The organism is Acinetobacter celticus, assembly GCF_001707755.1.
GTDB classification, from domain to species: Bacteria; Pseudomonadota; Gammaproteobacteria; order Pseudomonadales; family Moraxellaceae; genus Acinetobacter; species Acinetobacter celticus.
The window spans coordinates 194,237-210,138 of the sequence record NZ_MBDL01000009.1 but is presented as its reverse complement, the minus strand read 5'-3'; the positions used below and the strand labels follow the sequence as shown (position 1 = coordinate 210,138).

Annotated in this window: 16 protein-coding genes; 12 read left to right on the top strand and 4 right to left on the bottom strand. The window is 39.0% G+C overall.

All coding sequences use genetic code 11. The features are described from left to right. Window positions 1-71: 71 nt before the first annotated feature. Window positions 72-1,214 (top strand): acyl-CoA dehydrogenase family protein, encoded by a 1,143-nt coding sequence (locus BBP83_RS07750; protein WP_068887157.1) that lies wholly within the window; start codon window positions 72-74, stop codon window positions 1,212-1,214. Between the two features lie 36 nt (window positions 1,215-1,250). Here the strand turns inward: BBP83_RS07750 and BBP83_RS07745 are convergent, their stop codons facing one another. Continuing rightward, window positions 1,251-1,769: a type 1 glutamine amidotransferase domain-containing protein gene (locus BBP83_RS07745; RefSeq protein WP_068887155.1), complete on the bottom strand. Its 519-nt coding sequence runs from the start codon at window positions 1,767-1,769 to the stop codon at window positions 1,251-1,253. A gap of 485 nt (window positions 1,770-2,254) precedes the next feature. On the opposite strand from BBP83_RS07745, the gene pheA reads away from it, so the two are divergent. The 4 genes from pheA to BBP83_RS07725 all read left to right on the top strand — a co-directional run bounded on the left by pheA (window position 2,255) and on the right by BBP83_RS07725 (window position 7,261). Further along, window positions 2,255-3,364, top strand: a complete 1,110-nt coding sequence (pheA, locus tag BBP83_RS07740) for a prephenate dehydratase (RefSeq protein WP_068887153.1) — start codon at window positions 2,255-2,257, stop codon at window positions 3,362-3,364. Window positions 3,365-3,433: 69 nt separating this feature from the next. After that, on the top strand, window positions 3,434-4,525 hold the full coding sequence (hisC, locus tag BBP83_RS07735) for a histidinol-phosphate transaminase (RefSeq protein ID WP_068887151.1): 1,092 nt from the start codon (window positions 3,434-3,436) through the stop codon (window positions 4,523-4,525). A gap of 3 nt (window positions 4,526-4,528) precedes the next feature. Next, complete coding sequence (locus tag BBP83_RS07730; protein ID WP_068887148.1) at window positions 4,529-6,778, top strand: bifunctional prephenate dehydrogenase/3-phosphoshikimate 1-carboxyvinyltransferase; 2,250 nt, start codon at window positions 4,529-4,531, stop codon at window positions 6,776-6,778. A 117-nt stretch (window positions 6,779-6,895) separates the two neighbouring features. Then, entirely contained in the window at window positions 6,896-7,261 is a 366-nt protein-coding gene (locus tag BBP83_RS07725; RefSeq protein WP_068887146.1) for a hypothetical protein, read from the top strand. A gap of 142 nt (window positions 7,262-7,403) precedes the next feature. Here the strand turns inward: BBP83_RS07725 and BBP83_RS07720 are convergent, their stop codons facing one another. Together BBP83_RS07720 and BBP83_RS07715 are read right to left on the bottom strand one after the other, a co-directional pair. Continuing rightward, a complete protein-coding gene (locus BBP83_RS07720; protein ID WP_068887144.1) occupies window positions 7,404-7,844 on the bottom strand; it encodes a DUF2147 domain-containing protein in 441 nt (146 codons plus the stop codon). A 337-nt stretch (window positions 7,845-8,181) separates the two neighbouring features. Then, window positions 8,182-8,814 carry an alpha/beta hydrolase gene (locus BBP83_RS07715; RefSeq protein WP_068887142.1) on the bottom strand — a complete coding sequence of 211 codons (633 nt, stop codon included), beginning with the start codon at window positions 8,812-8,814 and terminating at the stop codon, window positions 8,182-8,184. A 123-nt stretch (window positions 8,815-8,937) separates the two neighbouring features. Here BBP83_RS07715 and yaaA point away from each other — a divergent pair, with 123 nt between their 5' ends. From yaaA to BBP83_RS07685, 5 genes are all read left to right on the top strand, one after another. Next, entirely contained in the window at window positions 8,938-9,717 is a 780-nt protein-coding gene (gene yaaA / locus BBP83_RS07710) for a peroxide stress protein YaaA (protein ID WP_068887140.1), read from the top strand. 65 nt (window positions 9,718-9,782) lie between these two features. Next, window positions 9,783-10,418, top strand: a complete 636-nt coding sequence (locus tag BBP83_RS07705) for an HD domain-containing protein (protein ID WP_068887138.1) — start codon at window positions 9,783-9,785, stop codon at window positions 10,416-10,418. A gap of 783 nt (window positions 10,419-11,201) precedes the next feature. Then, window positions 11,202-12,524 (top strand): NCS2 family permease, encoded by a 1,323-nt coding sequence (locus BBP83_RS07695; RefSeq protein WP_068887133.1) that lies wholly within the window; start codon window positions 11,202-11,204, stop codon window positions 12,522-12,524. 66 nt (window positions 12,525-12,590) lie between these two features. Continuing rightward, a complete protein-coding gene (locus tag BBP83_RS07690; RefSeq protein WP_068887131.1) occupies window positions 12,591-13,592 on the top strand; it encodes an adenosine deaminase in 1,002 nt (333 codons plus the stop codon). A 69-nt stretch (window positions 13,593-13,661) separates the two neighbouring features. Continuing rightward, window positions 13,662-14,012 (top strand): hypothetical protein, encoded by a 351-nt coding sequence (locus tag BBP83_RS07685; protein ID WP_068887129.1) that lies wholly within the window; start codon window positions 13,662-13,664, stop codon window positions 14,010-14,012. A 48-nt stretch (window positions 14,013-14,060) separates the two neighbouring features. On the opposite strand, the gene BBP83_RS07680 is transcribed toward BBP83_RS07685, so the two are convergent. Continuing rightward, complete coding sequence (locus BBP83_RS07680) at window positions 14,061-14,612, bottom strand: cytochrome b (RefSeq protein WP_068887663.1); 552 nt, start codon at window positions 14,610-14,612, stop codon at window positions 14,061-14,063. Between the two features lie 208 nt (window positions 14,613-14,820). Between BBP83_RS07680 and BBP83_RS07675 the strand changes: the two genes are divergently transcribed. Beyond that, on the top strand, window positions 14,821-15,204 hold the full coding sequence (locus BBP83_RS07675) for a hypothetical protein (RefSeq protein ID WP_068887127.1): 384 nt from the start codon (window positions 14,821-14,823) through the stop codon (window positions 15,202-15,204). 67 nt (window positions 15,205-15,271) lie between these two features. Next, on the top strand, window positions 15,272-15,871 hold the full coding sequence (rnhB, locus tag BBP83_RS07670) for a ribonuclease HII (protein ID WP_068887125.1): 600 nt from the start codon (window positions 15,272-15,274) through the stop codon (window positions 15,869-15,871). Window positions 15,872-15,902: the final 31 nt, after the last annotated feature.

Below are 15,902 nucleotides of genomic sequence, written 5' to 3'. Positions count from 1 at the left end.
GCCCATGACGAATACCTAGAATTACAATAGGATAAGGTCATAAAACCACATCATCTCAATAAGGAAAAGAAATGCTAGCTTATGATGCAGATTTAGAACTATTTCGTGATAATTTCCGCCGTTTTATGAATGAACATATTGCACCGCATTATGAGCAGTGGGAGCGCGATGGTCTTATGCCACGTTCTGTTTGGAATGCTTTGGGCGAAAATGGCTTTCTTTGTATTGATGTACCTGAAGAATATGGTGGTTATGGTGTACCAACGCATTATTCTTTAATGTTGGTCGAAGAGTCTGCTCGTGCAGGGTTTAGTGCACTTTCTACGGGTATTTCATGTCATTCGGAAATTGCAGCGCCGTATATTTTGCATATTGGTTCAGAAGCGCAAAAACAACATTGGTTACCTAAAATGGTGAGCGGTGAAGTTGTTGGTGCAATTGGCATGACCGAGCCTGGTGCAGGTTCTGACTTACAGGCGATGCGTAGTAGTGCAATTCTACAAGGCGACCATTACCTGCTTAATGGTTCGAAGACCTTTATTTCAAATGGTCAGCATGCCGACTTAGTTGTGTTGGCGGCTAAAACAGACCCGCAAGCACGTGCAAAGGGTGTTTCACTTTTATTGGTCGACACGCACTTAGACGGCTTTAAGAAAGGCACAAATCTGGAAAAGATTGGCTTACATTCACAAGATACATCAGAACTATTTTATGACAATGTAAAAGTACCGAAAGAGCAACTTTTAGGACAGGCAGGCCAAGGTTTTGCCTATTTAATGCAAGAGTTGCCACGTGAACGTACAGCCATTGCAGCGACGGCTATTGGTGCAATTCGAGGTTCTATCGACGTCACAATTCAGTATGTCAAAGAGCGTCAAGCTTTTGGTCAGCCGATCAGTCAATTTCAAAACACCCGTTTTGTGATTGCTCAGGCTAAAATTGACGAATTGGCAACAGCTGCGTTTTATAATCAAAATGTAGAACTGTATATGCAAGGCAAGCTGGATGTTGAAACAGCAGCAGCCTTAAAAAGTTTCTCGACAGATATGCAGATGAAAATTGCCGATAACCTACTGCAATTATTTGGCGGTTACGGGTACATGAGCGAATATCCAATTTCACGTTTCTTTGTCGACGCACGTATTCAGCGCATTTATGGTGGCACCAATGAAATTATGAAAGAGATTGTTGCTCGTGGTTTGCTAGGGCGTTAATGCATCATTTAAAAAAAGAGCCTTAAAGGCTCTTTTTTATTTGCTAAGGACTTGCAGACTTTCACGTATAAATTCAGGTAAGTCATCGGGTGCTCGTGAGCTAATGTATAAATTATTATCATTCACGACAGGTTGATCATAATACACCGCACCTGCATTCACTAGATCATCAATAATCGGTTGAATAGAGGTCATACGACGTCCTTTGACGATTTGAGCATTAATCAATAATTGCGGGCCATGACAAATGCACAGAATAGGTTTGTAGGCACCTGCAAAACATCGGACAAAGTCGACATAGCGTTCATCTGCGCGCAGTAAATTGGGCGAGTGACCGCCAGGAATGAGTAAAGCATCAAAATCATGGATGGAAACCAGATCAATACTGAGATCAATCGTGACCGCAGACTTGCGGTGTTTCCCATAGACAATGTTTCCTGCTTGATGCTCTATATTGGAAATGCAATGACGGGCTGCACGGAAGGCTTCTACAGTTTCTGTATATTCAGAATCTTCAAAGTCATGCGTAACCAGTACAGCGATTCTTTTGCGCATTATTTGTACTCCCGTATTGTTTTTTTTAAAGACGATAGAAAAATGATTAATAATTGGTGATGACTTTGTTGTCGCTCAGTCTAAAAACCTAATTAAAAAGCGAGTTTAAAGTCAGTAAAATGGAAACTAAATGAACAGTTAATGAATATTTTTGTGAACTGTTTCGTTAAATACTAAACCAATTTAGTCTAATTATTAATCTATTTGTAAGTAATTTCTTGTAGATGAAAATTGGATCGGATAATCAATTTCATACTAATCACATCACGATATTCAGGCACTATTCAACAGATCCGTTTTACGAATTTATCTTGTAAACCATATTTTTATATATTTGTTTTGTTGATATTTATTCTAAGTCATGCTGAAGGTTTAAACAACTGTATGTTTTTAAGACTGAATCAATCAAAGTCTTATTGCGTAACATTTGAAAGCTAACTATTGTTATACTGTTTACAACCATGTTTTTGAAGGGCGACATAACAATGATCAATGACGATCAGAACACCACGGCTTCTATTGATTTAGCTCAAATCCGCGATGATATCGACTCTGTTGATATGCAGATTCAGCAACTAATTAACCGTCGCGCAAAGCTAGCAGAAGCAGTTGCTAAAGCGAAGTTTGCCGCCGAAGAGAACCCGCTGTTTTACCGTCCTGAGCGTGAGGCGCAAGTTTTACGTAATGTTATGGAGCGCAACGAAGGGCCTTTGTCTGATGTGACTATGGCACGCTTATTTCGTGAAATTATGTCGGCATGTTTGGCGCTTGAAGCACCGCAAAGTATTGCATTTTTAGGCCCAGTGGGTACGTATACGCATTCTGCTGTACTTAAACATTTCGGTCACGATGCTGTGATCCGTCCGTTACCAACCATTGATGAAGTGTTCCGTGAAGTTGAAGCGGGTAGTGCACACTATGGTTTGGTTCCTGTAGAAAACTCATCTGAAGGAGTGGTTAATCATACTTTAGATTGTTTTAAAGCATCACATTTAAATGTAATTGGTGAAGTTGAATTGCGTATTCATCACCAGTTTTTAGTGTCTGAAAATACCCGTAAAGACAGCATTAAGCAGATTTATGCCCATCAACAAACTTTGGCGCAATGCCGTGGTTGGTTAGACGCGCATTATCCGGGTGTAGAACGTGTTGCACTTAGTTCAAATGCCGAAGCTGCACGCCGTATTCGTAACGAATGGCATTCAGCAGCAATTGCATCAGACGTGGCTGCGAATATTTACGACTTAGAAATTTTACATGGCAATATTGAAGATAACCCAGAAAACACCACGCGTTTCTTGGTGATTGGCCGTGAAAAAATTCCGCAAAGTGGCAATGATAAAACATCATTACTTATTTCTGCACATGACCGTGCGGGTGCATTGTTAGAAATTCTTGCACCTTTTGCAAAACACAATATTAGTTTAACCAGTATTGAAACACGACCTGCTTTGCCTGAAAAATGGGCTTATGTGTTCTTCATCGATTTAGAAGGCCATGTCGAACAGGACAATGTAAAAGCTGCCATTGAAGAGATTCGTCCTTTGGTGAAAGAAATTCGTGTATTGGGTTCATATCCTATTGCCGTGTTATAAATCGTAGTTGCACTTAATTTTAGATTGAAGTTGAGTGCATTGATTATTTGAAAATATCGGAAGTGTAAAATGACGTTTGTTCCAGCCCACGAAGGCATTGAAAAATTAAAACCATACCAGCCTGGTAAACCCATTAGCGAACTTGAACGTGAATTAGGTATTACCGACATTGTCAAATTAGCCTCAAATGAAAACCCTTTAGGTTGTTCTGACAAAGTCAAAGAAGCAGTTGCTGCAGAACTTGCTGAAATTGGTCGATATCCTGATGGTGGCGGTTTTATTCTAAAAGATCAGGTGCATGCACAGTTTGGTGTAGCGCATAACTGTATTACTTTGGGGAATGGTTCAAACGATCTTCTTGAAATTTTTGCACGTGCATTTGTGTCTTCAAGCGATTCTGTGGTGTACAGCCAACATGCCTTTGCCGTATATGGTTTGGTCACTCAAGCGATTAATGCAGAAGCCATTGAAGTACTTGCAAAAGGCTTTTCGCACGACTTAGATGCCATGGCAAAAGCAATTAAAGCCAATACCAAACTAATTTTTATTGCCAATCCGAATAACCCAACTGGTACTTGGTTTGAAGAAGCTGAATTTGATGCTTTTATGCAAAAAGTTCCTGCCAATGTCATTGTGGTATTAGATGAAGCTTATGTTGAATATTACCCAGAAAACTTCAATAGCTTGAAATTTCTTGCACAATATCCAAACTTAATTGTTAGCCGTACCATGTCTAAATGTTATGGTTTGGCGGCACTGCGTGTCGGTTTTGCTTTAGCTTCTGCTGAAGTAACAGACTTTTTGAACCGTATTCGTCAACCATTTAATGTGAATCATTTAGCAATGGTGGCCGCTGTGGCAGCATTGAAAGATGGCGTATTTATTGAAAAATCGCGTGAAGTAAACAAAGCAGGTATGGCGCAGTTAGAGGCGGGGTTTGAACAACTTGGCTTAAATTATGTGCCGTCTCGTGCCAATTTTATTTTGGTGGATATTCAGGCTGATCCTGCTCAAACATTTAATGCTTTATTGAAAGAAGGTGTGATTGTACGTCCTGTGGGCATTGCAAATCATCTACGTGTATCTATTGGGACGGAAGCTGAAAATGCGAAGTTCTTAGTTGCATTAGCGAAAGTGCTTGGTTTAGAGGCAAAAGCGTAAGTTATGTCTGGACCACTGTTTGAAAAAGTTGCTTTCATTGGACTTGGGCTCATTGGCTCAAGTTTGGCACGTGTGATTATTGCCGAAAATTTGGCAAAGCAAGTTGTTGCTTCAACCCGTTCACAAAAAACCTTAGATGATGCAAAAGCGCTGGGTTTAATTCAAGAAGGCTATAGCAACCCTGTTGATGCTGTTCAAGGCGCTGACTTGGTGGTATTGGCATTGCCTGTTCGTGCGACTCAAAAGGTTTTAGAAACCATTAAACCTTATCTTTCGGAACATACTATTTTGACCGATGTGGGAAGCACCAAAGGCAATGTGGTTGAAGCGGCTAAAGCCGTTTTTGGTGAAAATCTGCCAGAAGGTTTTGTTCCGGGACATCCTATTGCAGGTGCAGAACATACTGGTGTGCATGCAGGTAAAGTCGATTTATTTGCAAATCATAAAGTGATTTTGACACCGCTACCTAGCAGTGCAGATTGGGCTGTGGAAAAACTGATTCAGCTTTGGCAAGTGGCTAAAGCGGAAGTGATTTGTATGGATGTTGAAAAGCATGATGAAGTGCTTGCGCATACCAGTCATCTTCCACATTTAATGGCATTTAATTTGGTCGAGCAATTGGCCAATCGTGAAGATAATTTTGATATTTTTCGTTATGCCGCGGGTGGTTTTCGAGACTTTTCTCGCATTGCTGCCAGTGACCCACAAATGTGGCATGACATATTTTTTGCCAACAAAAAAGCAATTTTAAATGCTGTTGATGGCTTCGAAAAACAGCTCACAACCTTGCGTAAATTAATTGAAGATGAAAATTCTCAGGCGCTGATGGGTGTGTTAGGACATGCACAGGCCGCCAGACAGCATTTTAATCATATGCTCGCCAACAAACCTTTGATGGAGAAAAACAAAGTGACGACACAGCAATTTACTATTTTACCAGGCCAAAAAAAATTCCAAGGTAAGTTTAGCGTGCCAGGTGACAAATCTGTGTCACACCGTTCCATTATGTTTGGTGCCATTGCCGAAGGTACTACGCATGTAACAGGCTTCTTGGAAGGTGAAGATGCTTTGGCAACCTTACAAGCTTTTCGTGACATGGGCGTAAGTATTGAAGGCCCTAAAAATGGTGAAGTTACAATCCATGGTGTTGGTATGCATGGCTTAAAAGCACCTGCAAGTGCGCTCTATATGGGGAATTCAGGTACATCGATGCGCTTGCTGTCAGGCATGTTGGCTGCTCAGAAATTTGATTCGGTTATGACTGGCGATGCTTCATTAACACAACGCCCAATGGAACGTATAGCCAAACCTTTACGTACAATGGGTGCACAGATTCAAACCACAGGTGAGCGTGGCACGCCTCCTATTTCTATTACTGGAAATCAGGCTTTAAAAGGTATTCAATACGATTTGCCAATGGCATCTGCGCAAGTGAAATCTGGTATTTTATTGGCAGGTCTTTGGGCAAATGGCGAAACAGCGGTGACAGAACCCGAGCCAACTCGCGACCATTCAGAACGTATGCTTCGTGCTTTTGGTTATGATGTAAACACTGAAGGTAACCGTATTTCGCTTCAAGGTGGTGGCAAGTTAATTGGAACGGATATTCAGGTTCCATCTGATATTTCATCTGCTGCGTTCTTTATGGTGGGTGCTGCCATTACAGAAGGTTCAGATATTACCTTGGAAGCAGTGGGTATTAACCCAACGCGTACAGGGGTGATTGAAATTTTAAAACAGATGGGTGCTGACCTGACTGTTGAAAATGAGCGTATTGCTGGTGGCGAACCTATTGCAGATATTCGTATTCGTGGGTCGCGTACATTAAAAGGCATTCATATGCCAGAAGATCAAGTGCCATTGGCAATTGATGAATTCCCTGCATTGTTTATTGCTGCTGCGTGTGCAGAAGGGCAAACTATTTTGACTGGTGCTGCAGAACTTCGTGTCAAAGAGTCTGACCGAATTCAAGTCATGGCAGACGGTTTAAAAATTATGGGGATTGATTGTACGCCAACGGATGATGGCATTATTATTGAAGGTCAAGGTAAAGCTGGCGATTGGTCTGCTATTTTTACTGGTGGTGAAATTGAATCACATCATGACCATCGTATTGCGATGAGCTTTTCTATGGCCGGTTTGCGTACTTCGGGTGAAATTAAAATTGTAGGAACAGAAACAGTTGCTACCAGCTTTCCAACATTTACTGCACTTGCAACTCAAGCTGGTTTAGCTATTCAAGTCACTGAATAAAAACAGCGCAAAAATTGTGCATTTGTTAAACAACAGCCAAGCTTTTGCTTGGCTGTTTTGTGTTTATTGCTTATTCTAAAACCATACAACAAAAATGCCTTTGAATTGGATAGCACAATGAAAAAATTACAATTTGTTGCGAACTGCGACCACCAATCTGAAGTCAATGACTTTAAGCTAGCACAAAAGCAAGTGGCAGACTTATTGGCAATGAAACTAGGGCAATATGGTTTTGAAACCTTATCTCAAAGTGGCGATCAAATTGCAGTAAGTGTCGATAACCATGCATTGCCACTGTCTGTGACCTGCCAAGAACACGATATTGAGGGGCATTTGGTGTGTGAAATTACATCGTACCCAAATGAAGATCAGGATTGGTTAGAGCGCATTACAGAGCAGAGTTTATTGAATCAATTGGCGCAAGCGGTTGAAAATACGTTGAAAGAAGATGAGTCATTTAGTCAGTTTCAGTGGAAAGGCTGATTTTTACTGATCATAGATTTTTAGAGAAAAATAGATTTATAGTTTACATGGCAGACAGCATGGTCATACGCAGTCTGCCAGATTGTTTTTAAGCGATTAGTAAGTAAAAGCAGTGCATGAATGACTGCTACCGAGTTGCATTTTATTCCACACGCAACCACGTTTGATTACGTCCAACCGCAGAGACGCCAAAATAACCACGAAGAAATAGTTTTTTCCCATTCGCGTTGAGTTTGCCTTTTAACTGGTAAATTCTTCCTGAAACTGGATCGATAATTTTACCATTGGTATAGTTGGTTTGATCTGATGATTTTAAACCTGTGATAACTTGCATGCCGATAATTGGCTTATTGGTATAGGGAGCAGGGCAATTGGAACACAGCTCTTTGGGTGTGTAGCCTGCACGTGGAGTGGCTTTTAGAGCAGTGCCTGCATAAGTTCCATCGGCTTGTTGTTCTATTTTTACCAGACCTTTAGCTTCGCCTGTTTTATCATCCATGTAACGCCATGTTCCTGTAATATCTTGTGCCATTGCAGAAGAACATAACAAAGCAAGACTAATTACCCCAATAAGTGTTTTCATAGTATCCCTATAAGCATGAAAGAAATTTCATGTAAATTCCAAAAGCCAATATTGGCTAAATGGTTGATTGTATTTTTATTAGTCTATGATATGAATTGCAATAATGCTTAATTTTTAGCAATTTTGGATGAGTTTTCCTGATATTGTATTTTGTCTCAAAACGTGTTGAGGAAGTGTGAATTGATTTGGCTTTTTATTACATTTGAAGTTTTGAAATAATCACAAATTGATTTAAAAAAGTCGATCTGGTTGTTGTATAAAGTTGAATGAAATATAAAATGCGATGAATAAAAAAGCCATGACAGTCATGGCTTTAATTTTTAAATAGATGAAAAAATTAACCTGAAATTAAAAAACGACTAATTGCAATACGTAATTGCTTTAAATAGCCTGTAAAGAAATGATTTGCGCCAGGTAAAACTGTGACTAAGTGGCGTTGTGGTTTGGCCCATGCAATCATGTCAGACAGTAAAGTGACTTCATCGGCTTCGCCATGGATGAAAAGAATATCACCTTTAATTGCGGGTGTTACATAGTGACGTATGCCATCAACCGTTGCTGTTGGTAAGCCACACAAAATTGTTTGTTTGGGTCTGATTTCTTCTTGCAAAGCGTGATAACACTTGGCCATAACATGTGCACCAAAACTGAATCCACCTGCATAAAAGGGCAAGGTTGGATGTTGGATACGTGCATATTGAATTAATTGCAAGGTATCTTCAGTTTCGCCATAACCTTCATCATGCACGCCATGGCTTTGGCCTGATCCTCGAAAACTTGGTCGGTAAACAATACAGCCATGTTCAAGGAGCATTTGAGCAAGTAATGTCGGAACTTTATGTTGAGGCGTTCCACCTTGCAGGGGATGAGGGTGACAAATAACCGCGAATCCTTTCACTTCACCCTGTGGATAATCTACAAAAACTTCAATTTGGCCAGCAACACCTTGAATGAAAATCTGTTCAGACATAATAATAGATTAAATAGCAGGAGAAAGCCGTATTCTACCGATAACGTTCAGTAAAAACACAGGTTGGCAATCAAATAAGTCTACTGTTATAGTCTGATTACTTAAATTTTAATCAAGTTATTTATGCTCGCTCTTATTTCTCCTGCCAAAACGCTAGATTACGAATCGGCATTACCTACAGATAAAAACACATTACCAAGATTATTGGATCATTCACAAGAACTTATCGACGTTAGTCGTAAGTTATCTGCTTCAGATATCGCCAATTTAATGCAGGTGAGTGAAAAAATTGCCAATTTGAATGTAGCGCGTTTCAAAGACTGGCAATCTGATTTGGATTTTTCTAATTCCCGCCAAGCCTTATTTGCATTTAAAGGTGATGTTTATACAGGCTTAGATGCATATAGCTTTAATGATCAGCAATTTGACTATGCACAACAACATTTACGCATGCTTTCAGGTTTATATGGTCTTTTACGTCCCTTAGATTTAATGATGCCGTATCGGTTAGAAATGGGCACCAAGTTGCAAAACTCTAGAGGTCATAATTTATATGAGTTTTGGGGAGATCAGATCACTCAAATGCTTAATCACGATTTAGAAAGTGCTCAATCTGAGTTGTTGGTCAATTTAGCTTCAGATGAATACTACAAATCGGTGAAAGAAAATAAGATTCAAGCGCAAATTATAAAACCTGTGTTTTTGGATCAAAAAAATGGCAAATACAAGGTGATTAGCTTCTATGCAAAAAAAGCCCGTGGTTTAATGGCGCGCCATATTGTTGAAAATAAAATAGACCAGATAGAGGCTTTAAAAAGCTTTAATACAGATGGTTATTATTTTGATGCAGGCAATTCTAATGCAGTTGAATTGGTCTTTAAGCGAGATGAAAAAGTAGCTTAAATTGGAAGCTACTTGAGCGTACTTTTCTATTGATTAAAATTGTATGCGTTTTAGGAGAATAGGCAATGCAGGACAACTTAAAACAATTTCAGCAAGATTGGGATGAGTTTTCCAAACGATGTGCTTTTCCTGCAACGCATAGTGTCACAATTTTTCAGCAACTATTAAAAGCTTATTCAGAGCCACAGCGCCATTATCATAGCGTTCAGCATATTATTGAATGCTTAAAACATTTAGATGAAGTTCGGCACTTATTGCAAGATGCACAAGGTGTTGAGCTGGCACTGTGGTTTCATGATGTCGTTTATAATCCGCAGTCGGTACAGAATGAAGATGACAGCGCGCTGTTGATGCTACAACTTTGTGCCGATTTATTCCCTGCCAAGCAACTGAGCAAGGTAGCCAATTGGATTCGGGCAACGCGGTTACATAGCGCTACTGATGAATCTGATTTGCAATATTTATTGGATATAGATCTAGCAATTTTAGCTACAGATGAAATGCGATTTAACGAGTATGAGGCGCAGATTCGTAAAGAATACGCTTGGGTTGATGCTACGCTTTATGACGTCAAGCGAGCTGATGTATTAAACAATTTTTATCAGGCAGAAATGCTATTTCAAACAGTTTATTTTCAGCAAAAATGTGAGTCGAAAGCTAAACAAAATTTGGCCAAAACTTTAATTTTATATAAAAAGTAAGTAAGTTACTTTTAGTAGGTTTTTGGTTAGTTGATAGCAAAGAACTGTAGTTACTTGTGATAAAAAGCAAAAAATAGGAATAAATAAAGAGTTGAATGATTTACGAGCTTGATCACACTTTATTGTTTTATTTTGTTATTATAATGAAAGGTTTCGTTAAAAATAAAATTAAGTTATGAGAGTCTTAATCATTTTTTCCTTTATTATTTTTATTGGTTTACTTGGGTTTATCATTTTTAAAGATACTGAAATGCGCAAACAAGTTGAGCTGAATCAGTTAATGAATGAGGAAAACCGATTTTATCCAAATACCGATTACGATGAGAGTATTCAACCTGAGCTTGCTCATAGGTTGGGCCTGCGATTTTGACATTAACTACAGAAACGAGTTTTGAATTTTTTTTCACAAAATTTCTATTTCTTTTAAATAAAACCAATAAGTTAAATATAATTATTTTATCTGCAAAATAAAATTTAGAAACAAGAAAAATCAATGTGTTATAATTTGCCACATGTATGGTTAGGTTGATTTAGGTGCATTAAATCGCTGATCTAATTCAGATAAATAAAGCTGCATAAGTGATATGCAGCTTTTTTGTTGATGCTGTTTTAACGAACTGAATCAATAATACTTAACTCATTGATTGCATAAATATTTTTCCTTCAGTATGTCAATACTGGCATACAGATTGCTAGAACATCCACAAAATAAATTATTTATACAATGATGATTTATTTTGTGGAGTGCTTAGGGCATAACGTTTACTAAATAGGGGCTAGGTCATGACGACTCCTAATCCATCTTCAGAGAGTGTGTTGGAACGCCTGTTCAAACTGAGTGAAAATAAAACCAGTTTTAGAACAGAAGTGCTTGCAGGTGTAACAACTTTCTTAACGATGTGTTACATCATTATTGTCAACCCGATGATTTTGTCTGAAACAGGCATGGATCATGGGGCTGTATTTGTTGCAACTTGCCTTGCAGCAGCAATCGGCTGTTTGGTGATGGGCTTGATTGCCAACTATCCTATTGCATTGGCACCAGGCATGGGCTTGAATGCATACTTCACTTATTCGGTTTGTTTGGGTATGGGTGTACCTTGGCAAACTGCGTTGGCAGCGGTATTTGTATCTGGTTTAGTATTTATTGCTATCAGCATGTTTAAGATACGTGAAGCCATTGTTAATGCCATTCCAATGTCTTTGAAATTGGCTATTGGTGGCGGTATTGGCTTGTTCTTGGCGCTTGTTGCACTTAAGAATGCAGGTATTATTGTAAAAAATGATGCAACTTTAGTGGGCTTAGGTGACCTTGGTCAACCTCCTGCAATGTTAGCGTTATTGGGCTTTTTACTTATTGTAATCATGCATCAGTTCAAAGTGCGTGGCGCAATTATTATCAGTATTTTACTGATTACTGCCATTTCAACAGTGCTGGGCTTTAATGAATTTAAAGGCGTTGTTGGCGAGATTCCTTCAATTGCACCAACATTCATGCAAATGGACTTTTCTGGTCTATTTGAAGCAAGCTTAATTGGCGTTATTTTTGTATTCTTTTTGGTCGATTTATTTGACTCTACAGGTACATTGGTTGGTGTGTCGCACCGCGCTGGTTTGTTAAAAGATGGCAAGTTACCTCGTTTGAAAAAAGCGTTATTTGCAGATTCAACGGCAATTGTTGCAGGTGCGGCTTTAGGCACATCGTCAACAACGCCATACATTGAATCTTCTGCGGGTGTGGCTGCGGGTGGTCGTACAGGCCTAACCGCTGTTGTGGTTGCTGTTCTGTTCCTTCTTTGCTTGTTCTTAGCGCCATTAGCACAGTCTGTGCCTGGTTTTGCTACTGCACCGGCTTTACTCTTTGTTGGTGTGTTGATGATTCAAGGCATTGTACATATTGAGTGGGACGACATTACAGAAGCGGTTCCAGCATTTTTAACCATTGTATTTATGCCATTTTCTTATTCAATTGCAGATGGTATTGCAATGGGCTTTATTAGCTATGCCTTAATTAAATTGTTTACAGGTAAAGCAAGATCAGTACCGTATATGGTCTGGATTATTGCAGCCCTTTGGGCATTGAAATTTGCGATGTTTGGCGGTTAAATCACCAAATGTATCTAAGGGTGTAAACTTGCTTTACACCCTTTTTTGTTTTTATGAGGATAAGAGATGAATCAACTTGAGCTGATCCGTGCTTTGCCAAAAGCAGAGTTACATGTGCATATTGAAGGAACATTTGAACCTGAATTGATGTTCGAAATTGCACAGCGCAATCAAATTGCAATCCCTTATCAATCTGTAGAAGACGTTAGACAGGCATATAATTTCCATAATTTGCAATCCTTTTTAGATATTTACTATGCAGGGGCAAACGTACTGATTCATGAGCAAGATTTTTATGATCTGGCTTGGGCTTATTTTGAAAAATGTGCAGAAGATTATGTGGTTCATACAGAAATGTTTTTCGATCCACAAACGCATACAGATCGTGGTATTGCCTTTGAAGTGGTCATAAACGGTTTACAACGTGCTTGTGATGATGCTCTGGAAAAATTGGGTATTAGTTCACGTTTAATTATGTGTTTTTTACGTCATTTAAGTGAAGAGGCTGCCTTTGAAACTTTGGCACAGGCACTGCCATTTAAAGAGCAAATTATTGCGGTAGGATTGGATTCAAGCGAAATGGGTCATCCACCATCAAAGTTTGAACGTGTATTTGCAAAAGCACGTGAATTAGGCTTTTTAATTGTGGCGCATGCTGGTGAAGAAGGGCCAGCACAGTACGTTTGGGAAGCTTTAGATTTATTGAAAGTGAATCGAATTGATCATGGTGTGCGTTCAGAAGAAGATGCACAGCTGATGCAACGTTTAATTGCAGAAAAAATGCCATTAACAGTTTGTCCACTGAGTAATTTAAAGTTACGTGTGGTTGATAATATGGCACAGCACAATATCCGTCGCTTATTGCAACAGGGCGTTCACGTGACTGTCAATTCTGATGATCCATCTTACTTTGGTGGATATATGAATGATAATTTCATTGCAATTACTGAGGCGTTGGATTTAAGCAATGCAGAGTTAAAACAATTGGCGATGAATTCTTTTGAAGCTTCATTTATGCCTGAAACGGAAAAGCAAAAATGGAAATTGCAGATTCAAAATCTATCTTAATTTGTACGTTTCATCTATAAATTGTTAAAAGGTAGCATCAGCTACCTTTTATATTTTAAGGTTATTTCATTGAAAAATATATTAAAAATTGGTTGTGTAATACTTGCTTTGGTCTATGTGGGGAGTGTGCAAGCACACCAAACACCAATGCAAAAATTGTTGAAACCTGTCATTGAACATCAGTGTGCTTTAGAATTGAAAGATTCTAACTTATGGAAAGTATCCACCTATTTAATGACGGACAGTAATAAACTTCAATTTCAAAATGAAGTATGTCGCTGTGTGGGGGAAAATGCATTAAATGATGTACCTGCGACAGAATTAGCGCATGCGGCTGTGAGTACAGATGCAAAAAATCAGCTGATTCATAAAGCCATACTCAATACTGTAAAAGGTTGTGTGGTTCAATTGAAACGCTAAAAGCATTGAATTGATGCTTTTAGCGTTTATTGGGTGTGAAACCGTGAATTACTTTTGTTTGGTCATGCTGTTAAGAACATTGTCTTTATCAATAAAGTGGTGTTTTAAGGCGGCTAAAATATGGCCTGTAAGTAATAAACTTGCGATCCAAGAAATATAGATATGCAGAGGTTTAACAATAGCAAGTAGATCGGAATCTTCTTGTACAAGTTGTGGTATGTCAAATAAATAAAGTACAGGTGCGGGATGGCCTGCGCTCCAGCTAAATAAGCAACCTGTAATAGGTAAGGCCAGTAAGATCAAGTACAAAGCAAGATGGCCAAAATGCGCCATTTTTTTCATAAAAGGCGACATACTCTTTGGTAGTTCAGGGGAGGGGTGGGTATAGCGCCAAAAAATTCGGATGATCACTAAAAAAATAATGGTTGTTGCAATATTTTTATGTAGGGTAATGACAGTACCTTTAAAGCTTCCGTCTGTGTCGTAACTTAAAAAATTACCACTATAAAAACCAATAAGCCATGCTGTAATAAAAATAATTGCCATGAGCCAATGCAGAATTTGGGCTGTTCGCGTGTAGTATCCCGAAGTGTTTTTCATTTGAAGCATCATCTTGTTTGATTAAAATATCATATTCATTTATTGGGCTTTAAAAAAGTATTAGAGAAGAACATAGCGTTGAAATTTTGCAACGCTTAGATCTGTTTTATAAATGTACATTTAATGATTATTTGCATAGAGGCTATTTCTTCTGAATGCTACATTGGGCAAAATGGCTCACCTAAATTTATAAGCGTAAGGATAAACAGTGAAAAAGCTCATTGCTGTTATGGCGCCACTGACACTTGTTCTTTCAGCATGCACCACAATGGGGACATCAGGTACTGGTACAGAGCCACAAAGTGCGACGCAACAGCTGGGTACAGCTGCCGTTAAAATTGCAATCAATGCAAAATGTACCACTGAAATTAATAATGTTCCTGCTTGGCAGGCTGCTACAAAAATTATGACAGCAACACAAAAGCAGAATATTCAATCTGAAATTTGTGGTTGTGTTAGTGAAAAAGTACCAGAAAGCGTGACTGCTGTAGATTTAGCAACCGCTGCACTAGACCCTACGGCACGTGCTACAATTGTAAGTAATGTTGTATCAAAGACAATTAATGCATGTGTACAGGAAGCTGTCCGCTAATTTTTTTTGATGTGAAATAGGCTGATTGATTCAGCCTATTTTTTCAAATATTGAAAGGTAAAATGCTATGAAAATTGCTGGTGCAGATGAAGCGGGGCGTGGCCCTTTGGTGGGTTCAGTTGTGGCTGCTGCTGTCATTTTAGACCCTAATAACCCCATTGAAGGTTTAAACGATTCCAAAAAGCTGAGTGAAAAAAAACGCGAAAAACTGTTTATAGAAATTAAAGAAAAAGCACTGGCATGGGCAATTGCCGAAGCATCGGCAGCTGAAATTGATGAATATAATATTTTACAAGCATCGTTATTGGCCATGCGCAGAGCCGTAGAGAAATTGGACATACAGCCAGACCATGTATTGGTTGATGGCAATAAGGTTCCTCTGGGCTTAATGATGAGCTGTGATGCGGTTGTTGGAGGGGATGCGATTCATCCTGAAATTTCTGCCGCCAGTATTTTAGCCAAAGTAACTCGTGACCATGCAATGGTTGAGCTAGATTTGAAATATCCTCAATTTGGTTTTGCAAAACATAAGGGCTATCCAACGAAAGCACATTTTGAAGCAATTGCACAACATGGGGTTATTTCAGAACATCGCCGTAGTTTTGGGCCTGTACGTAAGGTCTTAGAGCAAATGTATGTGGCTCAATTGGATAATGAATCATTATAAAGAGTAGATAAATTTAAAGCGGCTAAGTAGC